Genomic DNA, 20,069 nt, shown 5'->3' on the forward strand with positions numbered 1-20,069 from the left:
TCAGGGATCCAGGTTGTAGCTCAATACAAGGCTGTAGCGCAGTTCCCTATCGGGATTGTTGACAGAGCGATCGCCCAGCGGCTTGCTCATGGCAAGGTCCAGTGCGTAGTGGCGGCTGTCGGAGAGGCGCAGCCCCAGGCTGGCAGAGCGCAGCGTATTGCCGCTGACGCCGCTGGTCTGCTGATGCGTACGCGCCCATTCGTAGAGCAGATAGGGCTCGGCCGACTTGATCCAGGCCTGGTTGATGAGGAATTGGTAGTTGAGCTCGGCACTGGCGCCTACGCCGGAATCGCCTGAGAACTCGCCAGCCTGATAGCCGCGGCCAAAGCGGGTGGATCCAAAGGAGATTTTCTCCGGGATGGGAAGAATGTCGGCACTGTATTGCCCGCCCACGGCAAAAGCGGCGCCCATCTTGTTCGCGAAGCGATGGCGCTGTGCATAGTCGGCGGTGATGCGTGTGAAGTCCAGCTTGGCAGGGCTTTCAAGCTTTTGCAGCAAGCCCTGCCGATAGTAGAGGTCCAGATTCTTGTAGGCCCCCAGGCTGTCCAGGCCGTGGGCCAGCAGTACCGAAGCCGAGCGGGTAGTGTTCTTGCCAAAGGACGCCCAGGCCATTTGCGCATAGAGCGTGCGAACCTTTTCCTCGCGCAGCAGGGAGGCCTGGCTATCGGCCAGTTCACGGCTGTAATTGATGGCATACAGACCTGCCGTGGTGCTGAGCTGGGTGGTATTGCTCAAGATCCATGGGTGGCTGATATTGAAGTCCAGCTTGCGCTGCTGTGTCAGGTCATCAATACCGGGAATGCGCGTTGCCGGCGGGTTGAAGCTGCGGTAGTCGGAATAGCTGACACGTGCCTGCGTGCCCTCTGGTGTCAACTGCTGAGTGAAACCGATGCTGCCGAAACGCTCCTTGTCGGGGTTTTGCAACATCGCCGAAGCCTGAAGCTGGCTGCCTGACCACAGAGGGTCGTTCAGGGTGAGGGAGGCAATGATGCGCGGCGTGGGCTTGCGCGCCTCGCCCCCAACGGTGACGGCAATGGGCTTGTGCTTGGATTTGATGACCAGGGGCACCGCACCATCGGTGGTGGTCGGCAGATTTGCCGACGCGGTGATCTGCACTCCGGGAAGGCGTGCCATCAGCTGGGTCTGGTGCTGAAAGGTCTTGGTGGTCAAAGGCCTCTCATTGAGCAGCGGCTGGGCAATTTCGCGTATCTGGTCCTCGGAGCGGCCGAAATTTCCCTCCAGATTCAAGCTCTGCACATAGCCTTCGACCACGATGACCTGCACCGCGCCATTGGCAAAATCCTGCGGAGGAAGGTAGGCAAAAGAAAGGGCGTAGCCATGGCGTTGATACAGCTCGCTGACTTTCTGGGTAGCGGCGTTGAGCTCGCCCACCGTATGCGTGCCATTGATGAAGGGCGTGAAAAGCGCGCTGACCTCCTCGAAAGGAATCGCCGTGCTTCCCTGCACATTGACGCCACGTACTGCGACCCGGAGGTTGATGAGATCCTGAAGACTTGGCTGGGGCTTGTCTATCTGCACCGGTACCTGCCTGGGCTGCTGCTGCAGATTCCTTGCAGCTTCGGGTGTCTGGGGCAGGCTGTTGAGCGGGTTGCCAGCCTGCTGTGACCAGGCCAGAGGAGCCCAGGCTGCAAGTGCCAACGCCTGAATCCTGGAGCCGATGCGGCCCTGTGGTTTTGCTTTTGACTGCAAAAGTCCCTCCTGTTCTATTTTTATGACTCTCATTGTTCCCTACATCCCCAGAACTGGGTATGGGGCTGTCGTAAAAAAGCCCGCCTGCAGGCGGGCCAGGCTCAAGCGGTGCACAGACCACCGCCGTTCCCCTTATTTGCTGGTGGCTACCGCTCCACCGCCCAGGCCGAGCGCCAGATTGCCGCCCAGCAGTCCACCCAGCAGGCCGCCCGAGGTGCTTGCACCACCTGCTGCTCCTGCGCCTGCAGCGACATTGGTCACGCCGCCAAGTACACCGCCCACAAGGCCTGTGACTGCGCCAACGGTGTTGCCGACCAGGCCAGTCACCGCAGTGCCTGCACTGCCGCTGCCTCCTGCTGGAGCGCCTGCCGATCCCGCGACCCCGCCGACAAGCCCTGTGACGCCGCCCAACACGCCTCCGACCAGATTGCCTGCTCCTGCGACAGGGCCACCGGCATTGCCGCCACCGCTCGCTCCACCGGTCACGCCACCGACCAGGCCCGTGACGCCGCCCAGCACGCCGCCGACAATATTGCCTGGCCCACCTGCGGAGCCGCCTGTGCCGCCCGTGACATTGCCGAGCACGCCACCGAGCAGGCCGCCGCTAGGTGTGCCGGGGCCTGTCACTACGCCGCCCAGGCCGGCCACGGTCTGGCCGACGCCCGAGACCACACCGCCCAGCGGAGCAACAACGGGAACTCCGGTGCTGGTGACGGAAGCTCCCACATGATTGACGACTCCGCCCACGGTACCCAGCAAGCTGTTAACCGGCTGGCCCAGGCCAGTGGTCTGAACCAGATTCTGGGTGGTACCGAGCACGGTGCTCAATACCGGTGTGGCGACCTGGCTGACCTGAGTCGTAAGGCCCGAGACCAGCGGGTTGCCGGTCAGCTTTGCCACCGTGCCCTCGACGCCGGAAACGGTGGTGCCCAGGATTTGCACCGTGCCGCCCGCCAGGCCCGCCACATCGCCGACCACGCCAAGCTGAGGAGTGTCCAGCGCACTGACCGTCTTGCCTGCCGAGGTGACCGCAGCGCCCAGATAGCCGACAGCAGGAGCCACGCCTTGCAAGGTGGTGCCGATGGGGTCGGCCGTCTTGCCGATCTGGCCCAGGCCTGCGCTGACGCCGCTACCCACGCTGTTGACGGCATTGTTCACATTGCCAAGAATGCCGCCGGCCGGCTGGGCCACACCGCTCAGAGGCGTGCCGTTGGTGGCCGTGCCCAGAGTGGAGGTCACGATGTTGTTGACGTCGCTGATGACGCCGCTTGTTCCGGAAAGCGTTCCAGTGACATCCGCCACGGTGTCGCGCACCGGCGTGAGCGGAGTGCTTGCCACAGGCGGGTTGCCCGTGCCGCCATCACCGCCACCGGTGTTGCCACCACCAGTACCGCCGCCTGTGCCTCCACCTGTTCCACCGCCAGTTCCACCTCCGGTACCGCCACCAGTGCCACCGCCGGTGCCCCCACCAGTGCCCCCACCAGTGCCGCCTCCGGCAACAACATCTCCACCGCCGGTGCCGTCGGGTCCGAGGTCGCTGCGCAGAGAGCCGCTAGAGCCACAGGCAGCCAGACTGGCAACCAAGGCTACGGCACACAGGCTGCGCAGGCTCAACGGGGTCTTGCCGTCAATGGCAACAGACAGTGCCTTGCCGGTAAAAGTAGTAGTACGCATAAATCCTCCATCCCAAAAACAAGTGAAAAAATCCGTCAAATACGCGGTCCGTTGATCGGTAGGCGTATGTTCTTGTCAGAGCCTTGGCGCTGTCCAATTCAAAGTTTGAGACACGAAGTTATGCGCAATTAACAATTGCTATCAACTTTTGTTGTTTGGTAGGAGTTTGATTACTTGCAGCATGGAATAGCGCCTACATAAAAGCCACTTCCTGTCTCTGGAGCTATTCGCGCGCCACAATGGGCATCTGCCGCTCAAGCAGCGACGAGATTCCCGTAGCGCTTTAACCAAGAAAACGTATGCAATTTGCCAAACGACTCGATAACGTAGAAACCTCTGCGATCCGCGAACTCTTCAAGCTGCTGGGCAAGCCAGGCATCATCAGCTTTGCGGGTGGCTTTCCGGACAGTGCCATGTTTGACGTAGCGGGCATCAGCGCTGCCTCCGCGGCAGCCCTGCAGCAGGAGGCGGGAGCCGCATTGCAGTACGGTGCGACGGAGGGTTACCAGCCGCTGCGCGAGCAGCTGTCGTCCTTTATGGCCGGCAAGGGCGTGCCCGATGTGGCGCCCGATCAACTCATCGTCACCACCGGCAGCCAGCAGGCACTGGACTTGCTGGGCAAGACCATGGTGGGAGAGGGTGACAAGGTCATCGTCGAAGGCCCCACCTTCCTGGCCACGATTCAGTGTTTCCGTCTCTATGGCGCAGAGGTGATCTCCGCCCCTGTGGACGAGCATGGCGTGAAGACCGACGAGCTGGAAAAGCTGATTGCCGAGCACAAGCCCAAGCTGGTCTATCTGATCCCGACCTTTGGCAACCCCAGTGGTGCCATGCTGAGCCTGGAACGCCGCAAAAAGGTGCTGGAGCTGGCCGTCAAGTACCAGACTCTGGTGGTGGAAGACGACCCCTACGGCGATCTGTACTTCAATGAAGCGCCTCCTGCCAGCCTGCTGTCGCTGACACGCGAAGTTCCTGGCAGCCGAGAGTGGCTGGCTCACTGCGGTTCATTGTCCAAGGTGCTCAGCCCCGGTCTGCGTATCGGCTGGCTGATTGCACATCCCGAATTGCTTGCTCGCGCCGTGATGTGCAAGCAGTTCAGCGATGCCCATACCAGCACCTTTGCACAGGCCACTGCAGCCCAGTATCTGAAGTCCGGCGCCATGCCTAAGACCCTGGCCCATGTGCGCGAGGTCTATGCCAAGCGTGCCGAGACCATGGGTGATGCGCTGCGCGAGCAACTGGGCGATGCCGTCGAGTTCGTACAGCCTGCCGGCGGCCTGTTCATGTGGGTGCGCCTGACGGGCGCGCGTGGCCAGTTGGCGGGTGCGGCCGTGCTGGCCAAGAAGGCCATTGAAGAGGGCGTGGCCTTTGTACCGGGCGCTCCGTTCTATGCACAGAACCCCGATACGGCGACCTTCCGCCTCTCGTTTGCCACGGCTGACGAGGACAAGATTCGCGCAGGCATTGCTCGTCTTGCCAAGGCGCTGAAGTCATGAGCGACAGTCACGAAGCCTTGCAAGAGCGAATCATGGAGCTGGAGATCAAGGCCAGCTACACCGAGGATTTGCTTGAGCAACTCAATATGACGATCTACCGCCAGCAGCAGCAGATTGATCTGTTGATCAACGAGGTGAGGGAACTCAAGCGCCAAGCGCCAGAAGGCGGGGGCGCGATGGTGCGCAATCTGCGCGACGAGTTGCCGCCGCATTACTGAGCACGCTGGGCGATGCGGTCAAGAAAAAGGCCGGAGTGAAAGCTCCGGCCTTTTTTGCACTCAAACCGTGTCATATCGCCAGCAACCCAAGGTAGTGCATGCGCAGCGTGCTATGAAGCCTGGATTTACTCCAACGGGGTGCTGGCAACGTTCTTCATCTTGCCCAGGAAGAGGCGCGTAAAGAAAGCGGCCATGACGATGATCAGCAAAATCACGGCCAGGCTCATCAGCCCGTAGTCGGTGGAAAAGAGATCGATCATCAGCTTCATGGTGCCTCCCTGTTGAGTTTCCGCAGTCTTGCGGCATGTCTCACTATGGCCGCTCGGCCTGGCCGGGGGCTTGTGTTGCATCAAGCTTTGACTGCTGCCGCTTTGAGGCAGAGCAAGCTGGCGCGCATGGCGAATCCTCAATCCTGGCGGGCGTTTTCAGGGACTTTTGCTTTGAAGTTACCGAAATTCCTTTCAGAGGAGGAACCGTTGCCAACTTACTTTCGCAAAAAGGGCAGGGCTACCTCTGCAGGAATGGGGCAGACATAGGGCTTGCCCTCGCGGCGTTGCAGTAGTTCTTCCTTGGCGCGTTCCAGCAACTCGGGTTGTGCGAACAGCTCCACGGCGGTGGCTGTCAGAATTTTTGCGGCGTGCACCATGCCGGTGTGAGCCAGGCCGGACTGCCCTTGCGACACCATCTGCCAGGAGTGCAGCGGCGTGCCAAAAGCATAGCAGGCCACCCAGGCCTGAACCGTGGGCGTGATCCAGCTCACATCGGCCACGTCGGTGGAGCCGAACATGATGTCTTTGGCGTTCGGGTCGTAGGGCGTCAGACCTTCAAAAATAGCCGGCACCTTGCCGCGTAGCACACTGGCCAAGGGACGGCTGACGGCATCGACATCGTTTTTGTCCAGCGTGGCCTGGAACTGGCCGGCAACAGCATGCGCCTGTGCATCGGCTTGCAACTGTCCCAGTGCCTGCATCTGTGCATGCATCACGCTGTTCAGCGTGCTGTTTTGCAGCAGATTGGAACAGGCCTTGTCGAAGACGATTTCGAGCTTGCAGTCCGTCATCAGCGCGGCACCACGCGCCACGTTCTGAACGCGCTCATAGAGTTCGCTGGCTTCGTGGTTGCGTGCTGCCCGCACCAGATACAGCACTTCGGCGCGCGCCTGCACGACATTGGGCGACAGACCACCGCTATCGGTAACGGCGTAGTGCACGCGGGCGTCCGAGGGCATGTGCTCGCGCAAATAGTTCACCCCCACGTTCATCAGCTCCACTGCATCCAAGGCACTGCGGCCAAGGTGGGGCGAGTGCGCGGCATGCGATGCCTTGCCATGGAAGACAAACTTTGCCTGAATATTGGCCAGCGTGCTTTGGCTGAACAGACCGGTGTAGCTGGCTGGGTGCCAGGTCAGTGCTGCATCCACATCATCGAACACGCCGGCGCGGGCCATGAAGGTCTTGCCGGAGCCGCCTTCCTCGGCTGGACAGCCGTAATAGCGCACGCGTCCGCTCGTGCCGGTGCTTTTCAGGTGCTGCTGCAGCGCAATTGCGGCAAAGTGCGCAGAAGTTCCCAGCAGATGGTGGCCGCAGCCGTGGCCGGCCAGACCGGGGCTGTCGGTAGACGGGGTGCAAACCAGAGCACCGCTTTGCTGGTTCAGGCCTGACAGGGCGTCGTATTCACCCAGCAAGGCAATGACCGGGCCTGTATCGCCCCATTCGGCCATGAAGGCGGTGGGAATGCCTGCTACATCGCGGGTGATGCGAAAGCCAGCCTGCTGCAGCGCATCGATGTGCAGCTGGACCGAAGCATTCTCGGCATAGCGCAGCTCGGCCAGAGACCAGATCTGGTCGGCCAATGCCGTCATGCGCGGTGTCTCGCGTTGAAAAAAATCCTGCAGGGCGCTCATCGCTTGCATGGCAAAAGGGTCCTTGAGCTGTGGTGAAGAAGATAGGGCATGAAGAAGCAACCGGCCGGCTGCAGGGCGGGCTCTTATTCGGGCCTGACGCCGGCCTTGTCGAGCAGGGCCTTGTTGCGCTTGAGTTCGGCGGCGATCTGGGCCGGGAACTGGGAGGGCGCTGCCTCGGTCGCCGTAGCGCCCAGATTCTTCAGATGCTTTTGCACCTCGGGCAGGTGGACGGCTTTGACAGCCGCATCCTGCAACTGCTTCACGATGGGGGCCGGCGTGTTGCTGGGGACGACCAGACCGAACCAGCTGATACCCAGTTCGTTGAGTTCGTCGTAGCCCAGTTCCTTGAAGGTCGGCACATTGGGCAGGTCGGGCGAGCGACCATGTGAGGCGACCACCACAGGCAGCAGCTTGCCGCCCTTGATCTGTGGCATTGCCGAGGGCAACTGGTCGGTCATGATCTGAACCATGCCGGCCAAGGCGTCATTGAGTGCAGGGCCGTTGCCGCGATAGGGCACGATCTGGATCTGGGTCTTCATGGTTTCGTTGAACGAGGCAACCATCAGGTGTCCCAGCGTTCCCAGGCCCGGCACTCCGGCACTGTAGGTGCCGGGCTGGGCCTTGACCTTGGCGAGAAAGTCCTTGAAGTTGCTCACGCCCATCTTGGGGTGGGCCATATAGACCGACGGCATGGTCACCAGATTGGCCACCGGCAGCAGCTTGCCTTCAATCTTGCTGGCGCGTTTGTAGAGCAGGGGGTTGATGGTGGCTGTGCTCACGGTAGCCATGCCAATGCTGTAGCCGTCTGGAGCTGCCTGGGCGATGGCCTCGCTGCCGATCAGACCCCCGGCGCCGCCCTTGTTGTCCACGATCACCGGTTGCCCCAGCGTGGTGCGCATGCCTTCGGCAATCACGCGGGCCACGATGTCGGTGGAGCCGCCGGCGGCAAAAGGCACGATGAGCTTGACAGGCTTGCTTGGATAGGCGTCAGCGGCCAGCGCCTGCGGTGCGGCCAGGGTCCACAAGGAGCTGGCAACCGCCAGCGAGAGCAGGCCGACGCTGCGATTGAGGCCATTTGTGCAGCCGCGAGTGCGTGAAGAGATGGGCATGGAGGGCTCCTGAAAGATATCGGCCGATGCGTGCCTACACCATCAGTGCTGTTCACGAATTTCTGCCGTCATGGAAATGAAATATAGAAATTCCGGAGCCTTGGCAGTACATGTTATTTGCTGCTAGCTATAAGCTTTGTCGATACCTTGGGTGCGCCGCTCTCTGTGGGGCTGGATGGCTTCTAGTAAAAACCCTTGTATTTCTTGCGATCATTGATCATGTTCGCTATGGACAGTGCCAGGGACAGAGATACCGCTCAATATCGCTGGATCTGTTTAGGGGTCGTGTGTATTTGGTCACGCGCGGCGACAGCGAGGTTTTGATTTCTCAAGTTGATGGCTTGAAAGCTGCCGTCGAGGTGTTCTCAGCAGGTTGCCTTGGCGGTGTGATCTAGCGGCGGCAATATTGCCTTGCCTGCGGCAGGCGCTGCTTGGCCGGCTTGGGCATCAGCAATCGCATCGAGCTTGAGTTCAGACTGCTTGCTAGTATTCATAGCCGGACGCCGGCCGGGTCAGTCTCTCGAATGAGTGCTAGGCAAGGCCTGGGACTGTTGGCGGCGTCGTGCCCTGTTGGGGCACAAGGGCTGTATTGTGTGCACAATGGTGGCTACGCTCGGACGAGCGGCTCGCGCATTCCAAATGCTGCTTTATATTGATTCGCGTCGCAGACCATCCAAGAAGACCGCATGTCGATCAAATCCATTCTGAAATCCACCGTGGTGGCGCTGACGATCGTGACCGGTGGGTCGCTTTTCGCACAGGGCACCCCCATCAATGCAGCGGCCTATGACGCTCTGGTTGCGCAGGGGCCTGTGGCCGATGCGGCGACCATCGCATCGAGCACCTGGGCCAGCAAGATCAAACAGGCTGGCACGCTGCGCCTCGGCAGCACGCAAACCTCGAATCTTTTCTCGCTGCTCAATGAGAAAGACGGCAAGATCCGTGGCTTTGACCTGGGTCTGGCCCAGCTCATCACTCGCTACATTCTGGGCGATGCCGCCAAGTACCAGTTCACGCAGGTGACCTCGTCCACGCGCGAGCAGGTGCTTGTCAATAATCAGGTGGACATGGTCTTCGCCACCTACTCCATCACTCCTGCTCGCGCCGAGAAGATCTCGTTTGCCGGCCCTTACTACACATCGCAGTCCGGCGTACTGGTCAAGTCGAACAACAAGACGGTTCAGTCTTACAACGACCTGGGCGGCAAGAAGGTGGCCACGCAAGCGGGCTCCACGGGGCCTGCGATATTGGCTCAGTATGCCCCCAAGGCTGTCGTGCAAGAGTTTCAGACACATCAGGAAGCCCTCGATGCACTGCGTCAGGGCCGCGTGGATGCCTACGTGACCGATTACACGCTGCTGCTCAACGCTCTGAGCCTTGGCACCAGCAACGCGCGGCTCGCGGGTGCGCCATTCGGCGCGCAGGACCCCTATGGCGTTGGACTGCCCAAGGGCTCGGACGGCGTAGCATTCATCAATGCCTTCCTGAAGAAGCTGGAGGCTGATGGTACCTGGGCCAAACTCTGGACTATCTCCATAGGGCAGCGTACCGGTAGCACGACTGTTCCGACGCCGCCCGCTCTGCCTTGAACAATGGGTGAGGTTTCCAGGCTCCTGGCCGATTATGGGCCTGCCTTCTGGCAGGCCCTCTTGCTGACATGGAAGCTCACGGTGGTGTCCTTTGTGCCCGGGGTCATGCTGGGTACGGTCGTCGCGGTGCTTAGGCTTATGCCATTGCCGCCGCTGCGCATGGCACTGACCGTCTACGTCGAGATCTTCCGCAATATTCCCAGCGTAGCGCTGCTGATCTTCATCGTTTTCGCGCTACCCGATCTCAACATCGTGATCGACTATGAGCCTAGCGTGATACTGACGCTGACGCTGGTCTGCTCCGCATTCACGGCGGACTACCTGCGCTCGGGTATCAACACCATTCCCGGCAGCCAGATTGAGGCTGCGCTCAGCCTGGGCATGCGGCCGCTGCAGATTGTGTCTGCCGTGGTCTTGCCGCAGGCGATGCGTTCGGTGGTGCAGCCGATGACTTCGCTGCTGATTGCATTGATGTTGTCGACCTCTCTGGCGTCGCAGTTGCCGTTTCCAGGCCGGGAGCTCACCGCGCTCGTATCCAAGATCGCCAACGACTCGGCGCTCGGCATTGCCGCGTTCGCAGTGGCTGCCACCATGTATGTGGTGACAGGCCTGCTCATCGCCTGGGCCGGCGCAGCTCTGGAAAAGAAAGTACGGATACTGCGATGAGCCGCTCTCTGGAGGATATTCTGTTTGCTGCACCAGGCCCCCAGGCCCGGGCCGTCACCAACGCTGTGAGCGCGATCGCCGCAGCCGTGCTGCTTTTGCTGGCGGTGGCCATCGTGTTCCGCTTCCATTCGGCAGGGCAGCTCGATGCCCCGTATTGGGAATTCTTTGCCTGGCCGACGACCTGGAGCTTTCTTGCCAAAGGTCTGCTCGGCACGCTGGCATCGTCGGCGATGGCCGCCGTCATTGCTCTGGCCCTCGGGCTGGTGCTGCTGCTGGGGCGGCTGTCGCGGCTGAGGCTGATGCGTTGGCCCAGCATTGCTGTCATTGAGTTCCTGCGCGGCACGCCGACGCTGCTGCTCATCTATGTCTGCTTTCTGGTGCTGCCATCGGTCGGGATCAAGCTGAGCACCTATTGGATGCTGACCTTGCCCATAGGCCTGAGTACCGCAGCCGTGGTTGCCGAGGTATACCGCGCGGGCGTGCTCGCCGTTCCGCGCGGCCAGACTGACGCCGCGCGAAGCCTGGGTTTGACCGAAGTCCAGGTCTTTTTCTTCGTCGTTTTTCCTCAGGCCCTTCGCTACATCGTTCCGGCACTGGTTGCGCAACTGGTCATTGTGGTCAAGGACACCACCTTCGGCTATGTCGTCACTTATGGTGAGCTCATGCAGAACGCCAAGGTGCTGATAGCGAACTACCACTCGCTGGTGCCTGTGTACCTGGTCGTGGCGGCGCTTTACTGCCTTGTGAACTATGCGATTTCAAAGGCGAGCCAGCGACTGGGTAGGCCCATGCATTGACCGCTCTCGGGGGGGGGGGCGCGGGCGGCTGGTACGGCGCTCTGTCATCAGCACACGGGGCAATTGCATGACAATGCGGTGTCGCGGCGTTTCCTCCGACCGTTCAAGCGGGAGTGAATGCATAGTCGGATGCGTGCAAACCATCCGAATCATGCTCACTTCGGTGCTCGATGCGAGCGGCTCGCTCTCGAACACCGGCGGTGTTCGGTGCCGGCGTTGGCGAGAGGCTGGAACGAACTTTGTGGAAGCGATCGACATCCGTTGAAATCATGGCTGCAGACTCTTCTTTTTCTCAGATACAGGCCGGAGCAGGGGCTGCAAGCCCCGAGGGCCGCTTGCTCTTTTCCCGTATGGTCAAGCAGGTACGGCTGCGTCAGTTGCAGCTTTTGCTGGCTTTGCAGCAATGCGGCTCGGTCATGCAGGCGGCAGTGGAGCTGAGCATGAGCCAGTCAGCGGCTACCCAGGCCCTGGCCGAGCTGGAGCGGGTGCTGGATATCAAGCTGTTCGAGCGCCATGCACGCGGCATGCGGCCCACAGTGGCAGGCCAGGCCTTGATCGATGCGGCACGCGGCATGCTGGTGGGATTGCAGGAAGTGTCCGAATCGCTGGCCTCCATCCGTCGCGGGGCTTCGGCAGCGTTACGCCTCGGGGCTATTCCGGCAGCTGCGCTTTCGGTGCTCTCACAGCTGCTGCCACGCTTTTACGAGGCACACCCGCAGGTCTATGTGGATGTGCATGAGGATGCCAGCGCCCCTTTGCTGTCGCAGCTCATGGCTTCCGGTCTCGATGTGGTGTTCTGTCGCCAGCCCCAGCTTTTGCCGGTGGAGTTTTCCTTCGAGCCGCTGCTGCTGGATGCTGCCGTGGTGATTGCGGATGCTGATCATCCGCTGGTCGGGCGGCGCGATGTGCCGCTGCCTGCCTTGAGGGGGGCGCGCTGGGTGCTGCCGAGCTTTGGCATCGCGGTGCGCAATATCGTGGAGACCGAGGTGCTGCCCGTGCTGGAGGATGCCTCCTGGTTTCCGGCCTCCACTGTGTCGCTGCCCGTGCTTGAGGGCCTGCTCACCCAGCCTGGGGCCGTATCGCTGGTGCCCCGCAGCATTCTGCCGGGACTGCGTTCCCAGGGGCGTGTGCGTGCGCTGGATGTGCGTATGGAGGGCGGTTTGCCACCGTTGGGCGCGGTGTATCGCACAGACCATGCGCCAGCGCTGCTGCAGGAGATGCTCAGACTCTGGCATCGGCTCGAGCTGCCTCATGCAGCGGTACCGGCGTCCGCATAGGCTGGCATCGGCAGGCAAGCTGAACACCCCGAGTCATCGAGTCCTTGATGAGGTGAAGCACACCGCACGGTGATCCGGTGTGCCTGCCGGGCGACGGATGCGCCTGGGCGACCTTGGGTCAGGGGGCCGCGACCCTGCGCAGCAGGTAGATGTCCATGATCCAGCCATTTTGTTCGCGGGCCTGGGCGCGCCTGCTGGTGATGTCTGGCGCGATGTCGCAAAGCCGGCCATGCATGAGCAATTGCTGGGGCATGCCCAGATAGGCACCCCAGTAGATGTCGACATCGGTGTCTTTCAGCTGTTCATAGCTGCGTTGACCATCCAGCATCACGACCAGGGTGTTCACCCCGGATGGCCAGCCGTTTTCACGCAGCTGGCGACCGGTGGTGATCAGAAAGGACTCGCCGATTTCATTGAGGGCAATGCCGTGGGCGCTGCACAGCACCTGCATGGATGTGATGCCAGGCACGACGCATACCTGTTCGCGGGCCAGGCCCAGACGCGAGGCAATGCGCAGCGTGCTGTCGTAGAGGGCCGGGTCGCCCCAGACAAGCAGGGCCACGCGTCCCGAACGGGCAGGGAGATGGTCCTGAAGACTGGCTTGCCAGCGCCGGGCAATGGCCTCATGCCATTCGTCCACTTGCTGGTCGTAGTCCGATCCCTGCTGGCGGCGTTGCGGCATGTCGAAGTGAGCAATTCGGCTCTCTTCCACGGCCAGGCTTTGCAGCAGCGACAGGCGGACCTGGGCCAGCTCGGCCTTGCTGTCCTCCTTGTGTGGCAACAGAACCAGGTCGGCGCTGCGAATTGCTTTCTCTGCTTCCCGGGTGAGGTGATCGGGGTTGCCGGTGCCGATGCCGATCAGGAACAGCTCCAGCATCAGGCGCCCTCGGTTCCGCGAGGGAAGCGCGGTTCGTCGCCGCGCGGCCGGTAGCGGCGATCGTAGTCATTGGCATAGAGTCGGCTGTTGCCGAAATCCTGCTGATTCAGGGTGGCCCCGACCAGAATCAGTGCGCTGCGCTGCAGCGGATTGGATTGGGCGGCGCTGGCGATATCTCCCACGCGGGTGCGCAGCACTTGCTCGTCCGGCCATGAGGCGCGCCAGACAATGGCTGCAGGGCAGTCTGCGCCGTAATGGCTGGTGAGCTCCTGCTGCACCTGCTCGGCCACGTGGACCGACAGATGAATCGCCAGTACGGCGCCGGTCGCCGCGAAGGCGGCCAGGGTCTCGCCGTCGGGCATGCTCGACGCCCGGCCCGAGGTGCGTGTTAGTACCACCGATTGGCAGGAGCCGGGCAGTGTCAACTCGGCTTCCAGCGCAGCGGCTGCGGCACTGAAAGCGGGGACGCCGGGAGTGACGGTGTAGGGGATGTTCAGCTCGCGCAAGGCGCGCAACTGCTCACCCATGGCAGACCAGATGCTCAGGTCGCCGGAATGCAGGCGGGCAACATCCAGCCCTTGTTCGTGTGCGGTCTGGATTTCGGCCACGATGTCTTCCAGCGACATGGGGGCGGTGTTGACGAGACGGGCACCTGCAGGGCAGTGCGCCAGCAGCTCGCTGGGTACCAGCGAGCCTGCGTACAGGCACACAGGTGAGGCGGCCAGCAGATCACGCCCGCGAACGGTGATGAGGTCGGCCGCACCGGGGCCGGCTCCGATGAAATGAACGGTCAAGGCAAAACTCCAGGGATAAATGGTGTGGGCAGCGGCAAGCCGGCAATCGCCAGCGTCGCACGTCTGTCTGCCGAAACGGTGCGCAGCACCAGCAGCCGGCTATGGGCCAGGACTGCGCCGGCATGCAGGGCCAGGGCTTCTGCAACGCTGCCCGTGGCAAAGCGCTGCTGCAATCTTGCGGAATGGGATGGTGTGGCGATATGCGCAATCGCGCTTTCGGCACAGGTCTTCCAGTCGATATGGCCAGGAATCTGGCTGGCCCAATCCTGCAGGGCGCGCGCCGCTGATGTCTGGCTCCTGGTGGCCAGCAGGGCAAAGGTCCAGCGGCAGGGCGCTGAGTCCGCGCCCCCAAGTCTCTGGCAGGCCTGGGTCCAGCAGCTTTCGAATGATTGAGGCAGAGCACCAGCTTGAAAGCCCCAGCCTGCGAACAGATATCTCATTGGCTGCTCCAGACCCACTGCACCAGGGGGCGGGCTGGGGACCAGGAATGCATGCTGCCCAGGCTCTGAGCTTCGCTCCATTGCAACTGATACAGCTGGCCGCCATGCGTGCGGTGCAGCTCCAGCAGCAGTGCCTGGGTGTGCAGCGCCACGGCATTCACCACGAGGCGCCAAGGCCCGGAAAGACGCATGCACAGGGCATTGAACAGCTCCGCGCTGAAGCCGCCGCCGACAAAGACGGCCTGCGGCTCTGGCTGCAGACGGGGCAGGGCTGCCAGGGCATGGTCATGAACCACTTCGAGCGCTGCCGCATAGCGCTGCGCGTTCTGCGCAATATTGGCCGCACGCGCGGCATGCTGCTCCACGCAGATAGCCTGTCCGCCAGCCAGACACCACTCGACGGCGACCGAGCCCGAACCCGCACCCAGATCCCAGAGCCACTCGCCCTGGCGCGGAGCCAGCGCAGCCAGCGTCATGGCGCGCACCGGGCTTTTGGTGATCTGCCCGTCGTGTGCAAACTCATCGATGGGTCTGCCTGGTACCCGGGACAGACCTTTATCGCCGCGCGCTTCGAAAGCCGCAGTCACAGGGGCCTTGGCCGGCTGGGTTGCCAGCAGGGCGGCCAGCTCGCGCACCGTGCCGCTGCGAATGTCCTGCTGATCGCTGCCTGCCTGCTCCACCAGCCACAGAGGGCTGTCGCCCCAGCCCTGCTGCAGCAGCCATTGAGCCAGAGTGTGAGCGGCCGGGCCATCGCGCAACAGGCAGATAAAGCGCTCTTGAGGCGCCAGCAGAGGCGTCAGGCTGCTCAGGCTGCGGGCATGCAGGCCCAGGCAGTGGGTGCGCTCCTGGGACCAGCCCAGCTCGCCTGCAACCCAGGAAAATGTCGAGGGTTGAGGGTAATTGCGCCACTCGCCCAACTCCAGGTGCCTGGCCAGCGATGCCCCGGCACCGAAGTGAAACGGATCGCCGGACACCAGCACGGCCACGCCTTGCTGTCCACGCAGCTGCAGCACGGGCTCGACGCTGAAGGGCACGGGCCAGGCCCTGCCACGCATCCCTGCCTGTGCCAGCGCCAAATGACGCGGACTACCGAACACAACACTGGCATCATCCAGGGCTCGTCGCGCTGCAAGGCTCAGGCCTTCCAGCCCTGATGGATGAATTCCGATAATTGAAAGCCACGGATTGGCCATGACCCAAGTTCTCCTGTTAGGCGGCACTTTCGATGCCTATATCTTGTCCACGCTGCTGCATGAGGCCGGGGTGCAGGCCATCTATTCCTATGCCGGGGCCACCCAGACGCGCCGTACTCCGGCCTTGCCTGTGCGTGTGGGCGGCTTTGGCGGTGTGCAGGGGCTGGTCGATTACCTGAGTGCGCATCACATCACCCATGTCATCGACGCCACCCACCCATTCGCCGCACAGATGAGTGCCCATGCCATCGCGGCCTGCGCCCAACTGAATCTGCCCTTGCTGTCCATGGAGCGGCCAGCCTGGCAGGCGCAGCCCGGCGACCAATGGCAACATGTGCCCGATATGGCGGCTGCCGCACAGGCCTTGAGTCGGTCTTTGAAGCGAGTGTTTCTGGCCATAGGACGCAAGCAGCTGGCGGCGTTTGCAGGCCTGGCCGACGAGCACCAGTTTGTGCTGCGCGTCATCGACCAGGAGGGCGGTGCCCTGCCCCTGCCGGCATCCAGCTATGAGCTGATCGTTGCGCGCGGTCCGTTTCGGCTCGCCGACGAACTGGCGCTGCTCGGGCAGTACCGCATCGACTGCATCGTCAGCAAGAACGCCGGTGGTGCAGATACCTATGCCAAGATCGAGGCCGCGCGGCAGCTGGGTATTCCGGTCATCATGGTCGACAGGCCGGTGCTGGCGCCGCGCACCCAGTGCCAAAGCCCGCAGCAGGCCATGGAGTGGTTGCGCCGGCAGCGCTGCTGAGCACTTGTGCCCGGCAAGGCCTTGCGTGCGCTCAGGCATGGTCTGTCACGGCAGAGGTAGCGCTGCTGGCGGCCTTATAGCTGCGCGGGGTATAGACATGCTTGCCCACCTGCCTGGTCTGGCTGTTGCCCACAATCACCACCGTGCGCATATCGGCCATGTCGGCTTGTGCGTCCAGCAGCCGCACGACCCGCAGCGTTTCATCGGGGCGGCTGACGTTGCGGGCAAAGCAGATCAGGCGCTCGGGCTCGCATTCCTGCTGCAGCACCTGCAGTGCTCGGGAAAAGCCTTGCGGGCGTGATCGGGAGCAGGGGTTGTAGAACGCCATGGCGAAATCGGCCTGGGCGGCCAGACGGATGCGGCGCTCGATGATGCTGGCGGGCTTGAGGTTGTCAGACAGATTGATGGTGCAGAAGTCATGTCCCAAGGGGGCGCCCAGGCGCGCTGCCGCGGCCAGCATGGCGGTGATGCCCGGCTGCACCTGCACGTCCACGCCTTGCCAGCGGGCATGCTCCTCGGGGCTGGCCTGCTCCAGCGTCTCGAACACGGCACTGGCCATGGCGAAAACGCCCGGGTCACCCGACGAGAGCATCAGCACCTTGCGGCCCTGGGCTGCAAGATTCAAGGCGTTGCGCGCACGCTCCAGCTCCTCACGGTTGTCGCTGGCATGCAGCTGCAGATGTTCCAGACCCTGCAGCCGCTCCACATAGGGAAAGTAGCCGAATGCATCGCTTGCGCTGGCGATGCTGTCGCGCACCTGCTGCGTCAGCAGCGCATCATCGCCCGGGCCCAGGCCCAGCACCAAGAGTTGTGGAGGCATTGTGGTCGTGCTCATGACAGCGCATTCACATGTCGTTTGCCGGGCGGCGGCCCTGGCCGTGCACGACGATGATGGCGAAATAGGGGCAGCGCTCGGGTGCGTCGCGCAGCGGCATGACCTGCTGATCGCTCATGGTGCCGTTGATGACCAGCCAGGCTCGCTCCAGCTTGCCTTGCTCGCTCAGCAGCGTACGGATGCGGCCCAGATGCCGTCCCACCTTCATGATGACCAGCGCATCCGAGCGCGCCATATGCTCGCGCAGCGGCGTATCGGGCAGGGTCGCGGGCAGCACGCTCATCACATCGTCACCCCAGGTCATGGGAATGCCGGTGGCATGCCAGCAGCCCACCATGCCGGGTATGCCGGGCAGCACTTCCACGGTCACCTGTTCCGCCTGGCGCAGACGCACATAGAGGTGCATGAAGGAGCCGTAGAAGAACGGATCGCCTTCGCAAAGCACGATCACATCCTCGCTGCGTGTGAGCTGAGTCAGCCGGGACTGCCAGTCCTGATAGAAGCTGGACAGCTGGGCGATGTAGCGCGGGTCGTCGTGCGGAATCTCCGTGGTCAGCGGGTACTCCATCGGGTACTCCGTAACCTCGGCATGCAGCAGGCCGTTGACCAGTTGCCGCGCCTTGCCCGGGTGACCGCGTTTGCGGAAGTAGGCCACATGACGGGCGTTTCTCAGCAGGCGGTCGGCCTTCACGCTCATCATGTCGGGATCGCCGGGACCCAGTCCCACGCAGAAGATTTTTCCGTGATTCATGGTGACTCCTCCTACTCCACCGTGGTTGCCAGCGCGTTGATGGCGGCAACCGTGATGGCGGAGCCACCGAGGCGTCCTTGCACGATGGCAAACGGAATCTGTCCCCATTCGCGCAGAGCGTCCTTGGACTCCGCAGCTCCCACAAAGCCGACCGGGCAGCCGACGATGGCCGCCGGGCGCGGGCAGTCCGGGTCCTGCAGCATATGGAGCAGATGAAACAGGGCTGTCGGCGCATTGCCGATGGCGACCACGGCGCCGTCCAGATGCTCGCGCCACAGCTCCAGTGCTGCGGCGCTGCGGGTGTTGCCCATGTCGGCTGCAAGCGCTGGCACACGCGGGTCCTGCAGGGTGCAGATGATGGGGTTCTGGGCCGACAGGCGCTTGCGCGTGATGCCCTCGCTGACCATGCGTGCATCGCAGAGCACGGGTGCTCCGCGCTGCAGTGCGGCTTCCGCCGCTTCGGCAAAGGTCGGGGAGAAATGGATATGTGCGGCCAGCTCCACCATGCCGGCTGCGTGAATCATGCGGCAGGCGACCCGCTCTTCCACGGGGTTGAAGCGCTTGAGATCGGCCTCTCGGCGGATGATGCTGAAGGATTGCCGGTAAATCTCTTCACCGCACTTTTCATAGTTGTAGGTCATTGAGTTGTTGCTGTATATCGTGAGGATCGGAGTTCAGAGGCCGATAGGGAATGGATGCCCTGGCTGACGGTTGCGCTTCGGCGGGGCTGGCGTGCAGCCATATCTGGCCCGTTGTGTCCTGGCTGGCAAACACCACACTTGTCGCATCGGCAGGCAGGGCACAGAGCTTGGCGCAGCCGCTGATATGAAGATGCCGGTCCGCCGCCTGTGAGCTGGCGAATTGCAAGGCCATGGGCTGGGCCGGGATATGGGCCTGAGGGCAGTTGGGGGCGCCGGTGCAGGCCGAGACTCGCAGGCGCACATCCGCGGACTGGCTGATCCAGTCCCTGGCATCGAGCCGGGCAGGCAGTGAATCCAGGTGCTTGTTCGGAAGAAGCAAGGATTTCCAGGGCGTGACCCGGATCTCCGCTTGTTCGGGCATGAGAGCCGCCAGCTTCTGTATGGCCCATGCGTCCAGGCGTCCCAACGGGGCGCCGAGCAGCAGGCCGTGGAGGTTGGGCGCTCCGGGCCGCAACGACCTGGCAGCGTTCCTGTCCAGAGTCCGGGGCTCAAGGTGATGACTGGCCTTGGCGAGTCCGCAGGCCTGAAGGTCGATGGGCTTGGCAAGGCCGCGCAATCGGCCTGCCGCCTGCGAGCTGCGCTCACGGGCAAACCACAGGGCAATCTGTATGGCTGCCTGCACGGCAGCCGGTGCAGTCTCAAAGCCATACCAGTCTTCCGATTGGCCCAGGACAAGCCCATAGCCTCCATCGGCGCAGGCCCATAGCTGAAGGTCGGAGCTCAGGCTTCGGAGATGACACTGCGGATCGTCGACCAGCATGTCGAATTTGCCGGGCAGGGCCGGCATGCTCTGCTGTTGCAGGGCCAGGGGACTGAGGTCACGCGCCGCTGCACCGGAAAGCGCCAGAGCCAGTGCATGGGTGCGATCTCCTCTTGTATAGAACGGAGTGCAATGCACGGCAGGCGCCAGATCTGCCTGTTCATCGGCAGGGGCCAGTCTCGAGACAACGAGCGCTGCGCGCAAGGCAGGCAGGGCCGATTCGTGCACGCCGCGCAATTGCAGATTGCCGAGGCGGGTCAGCTCGATCTGGCCCGAGGCATGGGTTCGTGCGAGTTCGGCCAGTACCAGCCACTGAGCGGCGGTTAGAGATGCACAGCGAGGGCGTACGCGCACGATCCAGCCGTCCTGTGCCAGCATGGGCTTCCAGGTGCTGGGGCACCAGCCACGAATCTGGATGGGCTCAGGGCTAGGCAAGCTCTGCTCCAGGCGACGAGGCCAGGGCACGGCCGGCCCGCTGGGACAAATCTGACTGGCAAATTCCATGCAACATAGGACATCCACGGTCGGTTT

General features: G+C 62.7%; 20 protein-coding genes. 7 read left to right on the top strand and 13 right to left on the bottom strand.

Features of this window, described 5'->3' with window-relative positions:
• Complete coding sequence (locus AAIL66_RS06210; RefSeq protein WP_198528644.1) at positions 1-1,710, bottom strand: ShlB/FhaC/HecB family hemolysin secretion/activation protein; 1,710 nt, start codon at positions 1,708-1,710, stop codon at positions 1-3.
• A gap of 132 nt (positions 1,711-1,842) precedes the next feature.
• Complete coding sequence (locus AAIL66_RS06215; RefSeq protein WP_343496251.1) at positions 1,843-3,384, bottom strand: collagen-like triple helix repeat-containing protein; 1,542 nt, start codon at positions 3,382-3,384, stop codon at positions 1,843-1,845.
• A gap of 299 nt (positions 3,385-3,683) precedes the next feature.
• Between AAIL66_RS06215 and AAIL66_RS06220 the strand changes: the two genes are divergently transcribed.
• Positions 3,684-4,880, top strand: coding sequence for a PLP-dependent aminotransferase family protein (locus tag AAIL66_RS06220; protein ID WP_343496252.1), 1,197 nt, complete (start codon positions 3,684-3,686; stop codon positions 4,878-4,880).
• Positions 4,877-5,098 carry a SlyX family protein gene (locus AAIL66_RS06225; RefSeq protein WP_003063015.1) on the top strand — a complete coding sequence of 74 codons (222 nt, stop codon included), beginning with the start codon at positions 4,877-4,879 and terminating at the stop codon, positions 5,096-5,098. Before AAIL66_RS06220 ends, AAIL66_RS06225 begins: the two co-directional genes overlap by 4 nt.
• Positions 5,099-5,223: 125 nt before the next feature.
• Here AAIL66_RS06225 and AAIL66_RS06230 read toward each other — a convergent pair whose 3' ends face one another.
• The 3 genes from AAIL66_RS06230 to AAIL66_RS06240 form a co-directional block, all read right to left on the bottom strand.
• Positions 5,224-5,367 (bottom strand): DUF3149 domain-containing protein, encoded by a 144-nt coding sequence (locus tag AAIL66_RS06230; RefSeq protein WP_012837967.1) that lies wholly within the window; start codon positions 5,365-5,367, stop codon positions 5,224-5,226.
• Between the two features lie 215 nt (positions 5,368-5,582).
• On the bottom strand, positions 5,583-7,010 hold the full coding sequence (locus tag AAIL66_RS06235) for a M20 family metallopeptidase (protein ID WP_343496253.1): 1,428 nt from the start codon (positions 7,008-7,010) through the stop codon (positions 5,583-5,585).
• Positions 7,011-7,084: 74 nt separating this feature from the next.
• Positions 7,085-8,110 carry a tripartite tricarboxylate transporter substrate binding protein BugE gene (locus AAIL66_RS06240; protein WP_343496254.1) on the bottom strand — a complete coding sequence of 342 codons (1,026 nt, stop codon included), beginning with the start codon at positions 8,108-8,110 and terminating at the stop codon, positions 7,085-7,087.
• A 686-nt stretch (positions 8,111-8,796) separates the two neighbouring features.
• Between AAIL66_RS06240 and AAIL66_RS06245 the strand changes: the two genes are divergently transcribed.
• The 4 genes from AAIL66_RS06245 (at position 8,797) to AAIL66_RS06260 (ending at position 12,439) form a co-directional block, all read left to right on the top strand.
• Complete coding sequence (locus AAIL66_RS06245; RefSeq protein WP_034377483.1) at positions 8,797-9,699, top strand: glutamate ABC transporter substrate-binding protein; 903 nt, start codon at positions 8,797-8,799, stop codon at positions 9,697-9,699.
• 3 nt (positions 9,700-9,702) lie between these two features.
• Positions 9,703-10,365 carry an amino acid ABC transporter permease gene (locus tag AAIL66_RS06250; protein ID WP_034392397.1) on the top strand — a complete coding sequence of 221 codons (663 nt, stop codon included), beginning with the start codon at positions 9,703-9,705 and terminating at the stop codon, positions 10,363-10,365.
• Positions 10,362-11,162, top strand: a complete 801-nt coding sequence (locus AAIL66_RS06255) for an amino acid ABC transporter permease (protein ID WP_034351869.1) — start codon at positions 10,362-10,364, stop codon at positions 11,160-11,162. Before AAIL66_RS06250 ends, AAIL66_RS06255 begins: the two co-directional genes overlap by 4 nt.
• 269 nt (positions 11,163-11,431) lie before the next feature.
• Entirely contained in the window at positions 11,432-12,439 is a 1,008-nt protein-coding gene (locus AAIL66_RS06260) for a LysR family transcriptional regulator (RefSeq protein ID WP_012837973.1), read from the top strand.
• Between the two features lie 118 nt (positions 12,440-12,557).
• On the opposite strand, the gene cobF is transcribed toward AAIL66_RS06260, so the two are convergent.
• The 4 genes from cobF to cbiT are packed head-to-tail and all read right to left on the bottom strand — an operon-like array spanning position 12,558 to position 15,743.
• Entirely contained in the window at positions 12,558-13,316 is a 759-nt protein-coding gene (gene cobF / locus AAIL66_RS06265; protein ID WP_343496255.1) for a precorrin-6A synthase (deacetylating), read from the bottom strand.
• Positions 13,316-14,110, bottom strand: a complete 795-nt coding sequence (gene cobM, locus AAIL66_RS06270) for a precorrin-4 C(11)-methyltransferase (protein WP_034392406.1) — start codon at positions 14,108-14,110, stop codon at positions 13,316-13,318. Before cobM ends, cobF begins: the two co-directional genes overlap by 1 nt.
• Complete coding sequence (locus AAIL66_RS06275; protein ID WP_034407857.1) at positions 14,107-14,550, bottom strand: cobalamin biosynthesis protein; 444 nt, start codon at positions 14,548-14,550, stop codon at positions 14,107-14,109. Before AAIL66_RS06275 ends, cobM begins: the two co-directional genes overlap by 4 nt.
• Complete coding sequence (gene cbiT, locus AAIL66_RS06280) at positions 14,547-15,743, bottom strand: precorrin-6Y C5,15-methyltransferase (decarboxylating) subunit CbiT (RefSeq protein ID WP_034392409.1); 1,197 nt, start codon at positions 15,741-15,743, stop codon at positions 14,547-14,549. The genes AAIL66_RS06275 and cbiT overlap by 4 nt, the downstream gene beginning before the upstream one ends.
• On the opposite strand from cbiT, the gene AAIL66_RS06285 reads away from it, so the two are divergent.
• Positions 15,736-16,491 (top strand): cobalt-precorrin-6A reductase, encoded by a 756-nt coding sequence (locus tag AAIL66_RS06285; RefSeq protein WP_080745957.1) that lies wholly within the window; start codon positions 15,736-15,738, stop codon positions 16,489-16,491. The genes cbiT and AAIL66_RS06285 overlap by 8 nt on opposite strands.
• A gap of 31 nt (positions 16,492-16,522) precedes the next feature.
• Here AAIL66_RS06285 and cobJ read toward each other — a convergent pair whose 3' ends face one another.
• Genes cobJ through AAIL66_RS06305 form a run of 4 tightly spaced genes read right to left on the bottom strand, consistent with a single transcriptional unit; the run spans position 16,523 to position 19,973 of the window.
• Positions 16,523-17,311 (bottom strand): precorrin-3B C(17)-methyltransferase, encoded by a 789-nt coding sequence (cobJ, locus tag AAIL66_RS06290; protein WP_034351875.1) that lies wholly within the window; start codon positions 17,309-17,311, stop codon positions 16,523-16,525.
• Between the two features lie 25 nt (positions 17,312-17,336).
• Entirely contained in the window at positions 17,337-18,077 is a 741-nt protein-coding gene (cobI, locus tag AAIL66_RS06295; protein ID WP_034351876.1) for a precorrin-2 C(20)-methyltransferase, read from the bottom strand.
• An 11-nt stretch (positions 18,078-18,088) separates the two neighbouring features.
• Complete coding sequence (locus AAIL66_RS06300; protein ID WP_034351877.1) at positions 18,089-18,718, bottom strand: precorrin-8X methylmutase; 630 nt, start codon at positions 18,716-18,718, stop codon at positions 18,089-18,091.
• Positions 18,702-19,973: a nitrite reductase gene (locus tag AAIL66_RS06305; RefSeq protein WP_343496256.1), complete on the bottom strand. Its 1,272-nt coding sequence runs from the start codon at positions 19,971-19,973 to the stop codon at positions 18,702-18,704. Before AAIL66_RS06305 ends, AAIL66_RS06300 begins: the two co-directional genes overlap by 17 nt.
• Positions 19,974-20,069 lie beyond the last annotated feature (96 nt).

The organism is Comamonas sp. F1-6 (genome assembly GCF_039581415.1).
In the GTDB taxonomy this organism is placed as follows: Bacteria; Pseudomonadota; Gammaproteobacteria; order Burkholderiales; family Burkholderiaceae_C; genus Comamonas; species Comamonas thiooxydans.

Coding starts and splice junctions, on each gene's coding strand:
- cobI (WP_034351876.1), bottom strand. CDS start 18,077: ATGAATCACGGAAAAATCTTCTGCGTGGGACTGGGTCCCGGCGATCCC.
- AAIL66_RS06275 (WP_034407857.1), bottom strand. CDS start 14,550: ATGAGATATCTGTTCGCAGGCTGGGGCTTTCAAGCTGGTGCTCTGCCT.
- AAIL66_RS06235 (WP_343496253.1), bottom strand. CDS start 7,010: ATGCAAGCGATGAGCGCCCTGCAGGATTTTTTTCAACGCGAGACACCG.
- AAIL66_RS06300 (WP_034351877.1), bottom strand. CDS start 18,718: ATGACCTACAACTATGAAAAGTGCGGTGAAGAGATTTACCGGCAATCC.
- AAIL66_RS06220 (WP_343496252.1), top strand. CDS start 3,684: ATGCAATTTGCCAAACGACTCGATAACGTAGAAACCTCTGCGATCCGC.
- AAIL66_RS06260 (WP_012837973.1), top strand. CDS start 11,432: ATGGCTGCAGACTCTTCTTTTTCTCAGATACAGGCCGGAGCAGGGGCT.
- cobJ (WP_034351875.1), bottom strand. CDS start 17,311: ATGCCTCCACAACTCTTGGTGCTGGGCCTGGGCCCGGGCGATGATGCG.
- AAIL66_RS06240 (WP_343496254.1), bottom strand. CDS start 8,110: ATGCCCATCTCTTCACGCACTCGCGGCTGCACAAATGGCCTCAATCGC.
- cobF (WP_343496255.1), bottom strand. CDS start 13,316: ATGCTGGAGCTGTTCCTGATCGGCATCGGCACCGGCAACCCCGATCAC.
- cbiT (WP_034392409.1), bottom strand. CDS start 15,743: ATGGCCAATCCGTGGCTTTCAATTATCGGAATTCATCCATCAGGGCTG.
- AAIL66_RS06230 (WP_012837967.1), bottom strand. CDS start 5,367: ATGAAGCTGATGATCGATCTCTTTTCCACCGACTACGGGCTGATGAGC.
- AAIL66_RS06255 (WP_034351869.1), top strand. CDS start 10,362: ATGAGCCGCTCTCTGGAGGATATTCTGTTTGCTGCACCAGGCCCCCAG.
- AAIL66_RS06225 (WP_003063015.1), top strand. CDS start 4,877: ATGAGCGACAGTCACGAAGCCTTGCAAGAGCGAATCATGGAGCTGGAG.
- AAIL66_RS06250 (WP_034392397.1), top strand. CDS start 9,703: ATGGGTGAGGTTTCCAGGCTCCTGGCCGATTATGGGCCTGCCTTCTGG.
- AAIL66_RS06245 (WP_034377483.1), top strand. CDS start 8,797: ATGTCGATCAAATCCATTCTGAAATCCACCGTGGTGGCGCTGACGATC.
- AAIL66_RS06215 (WP_343496251.1), bottom strand. CDS start 3,384: ATGCGTACTACTACTTTTACCGGCAAGGCACTGTCTGTTGCCATTGAC.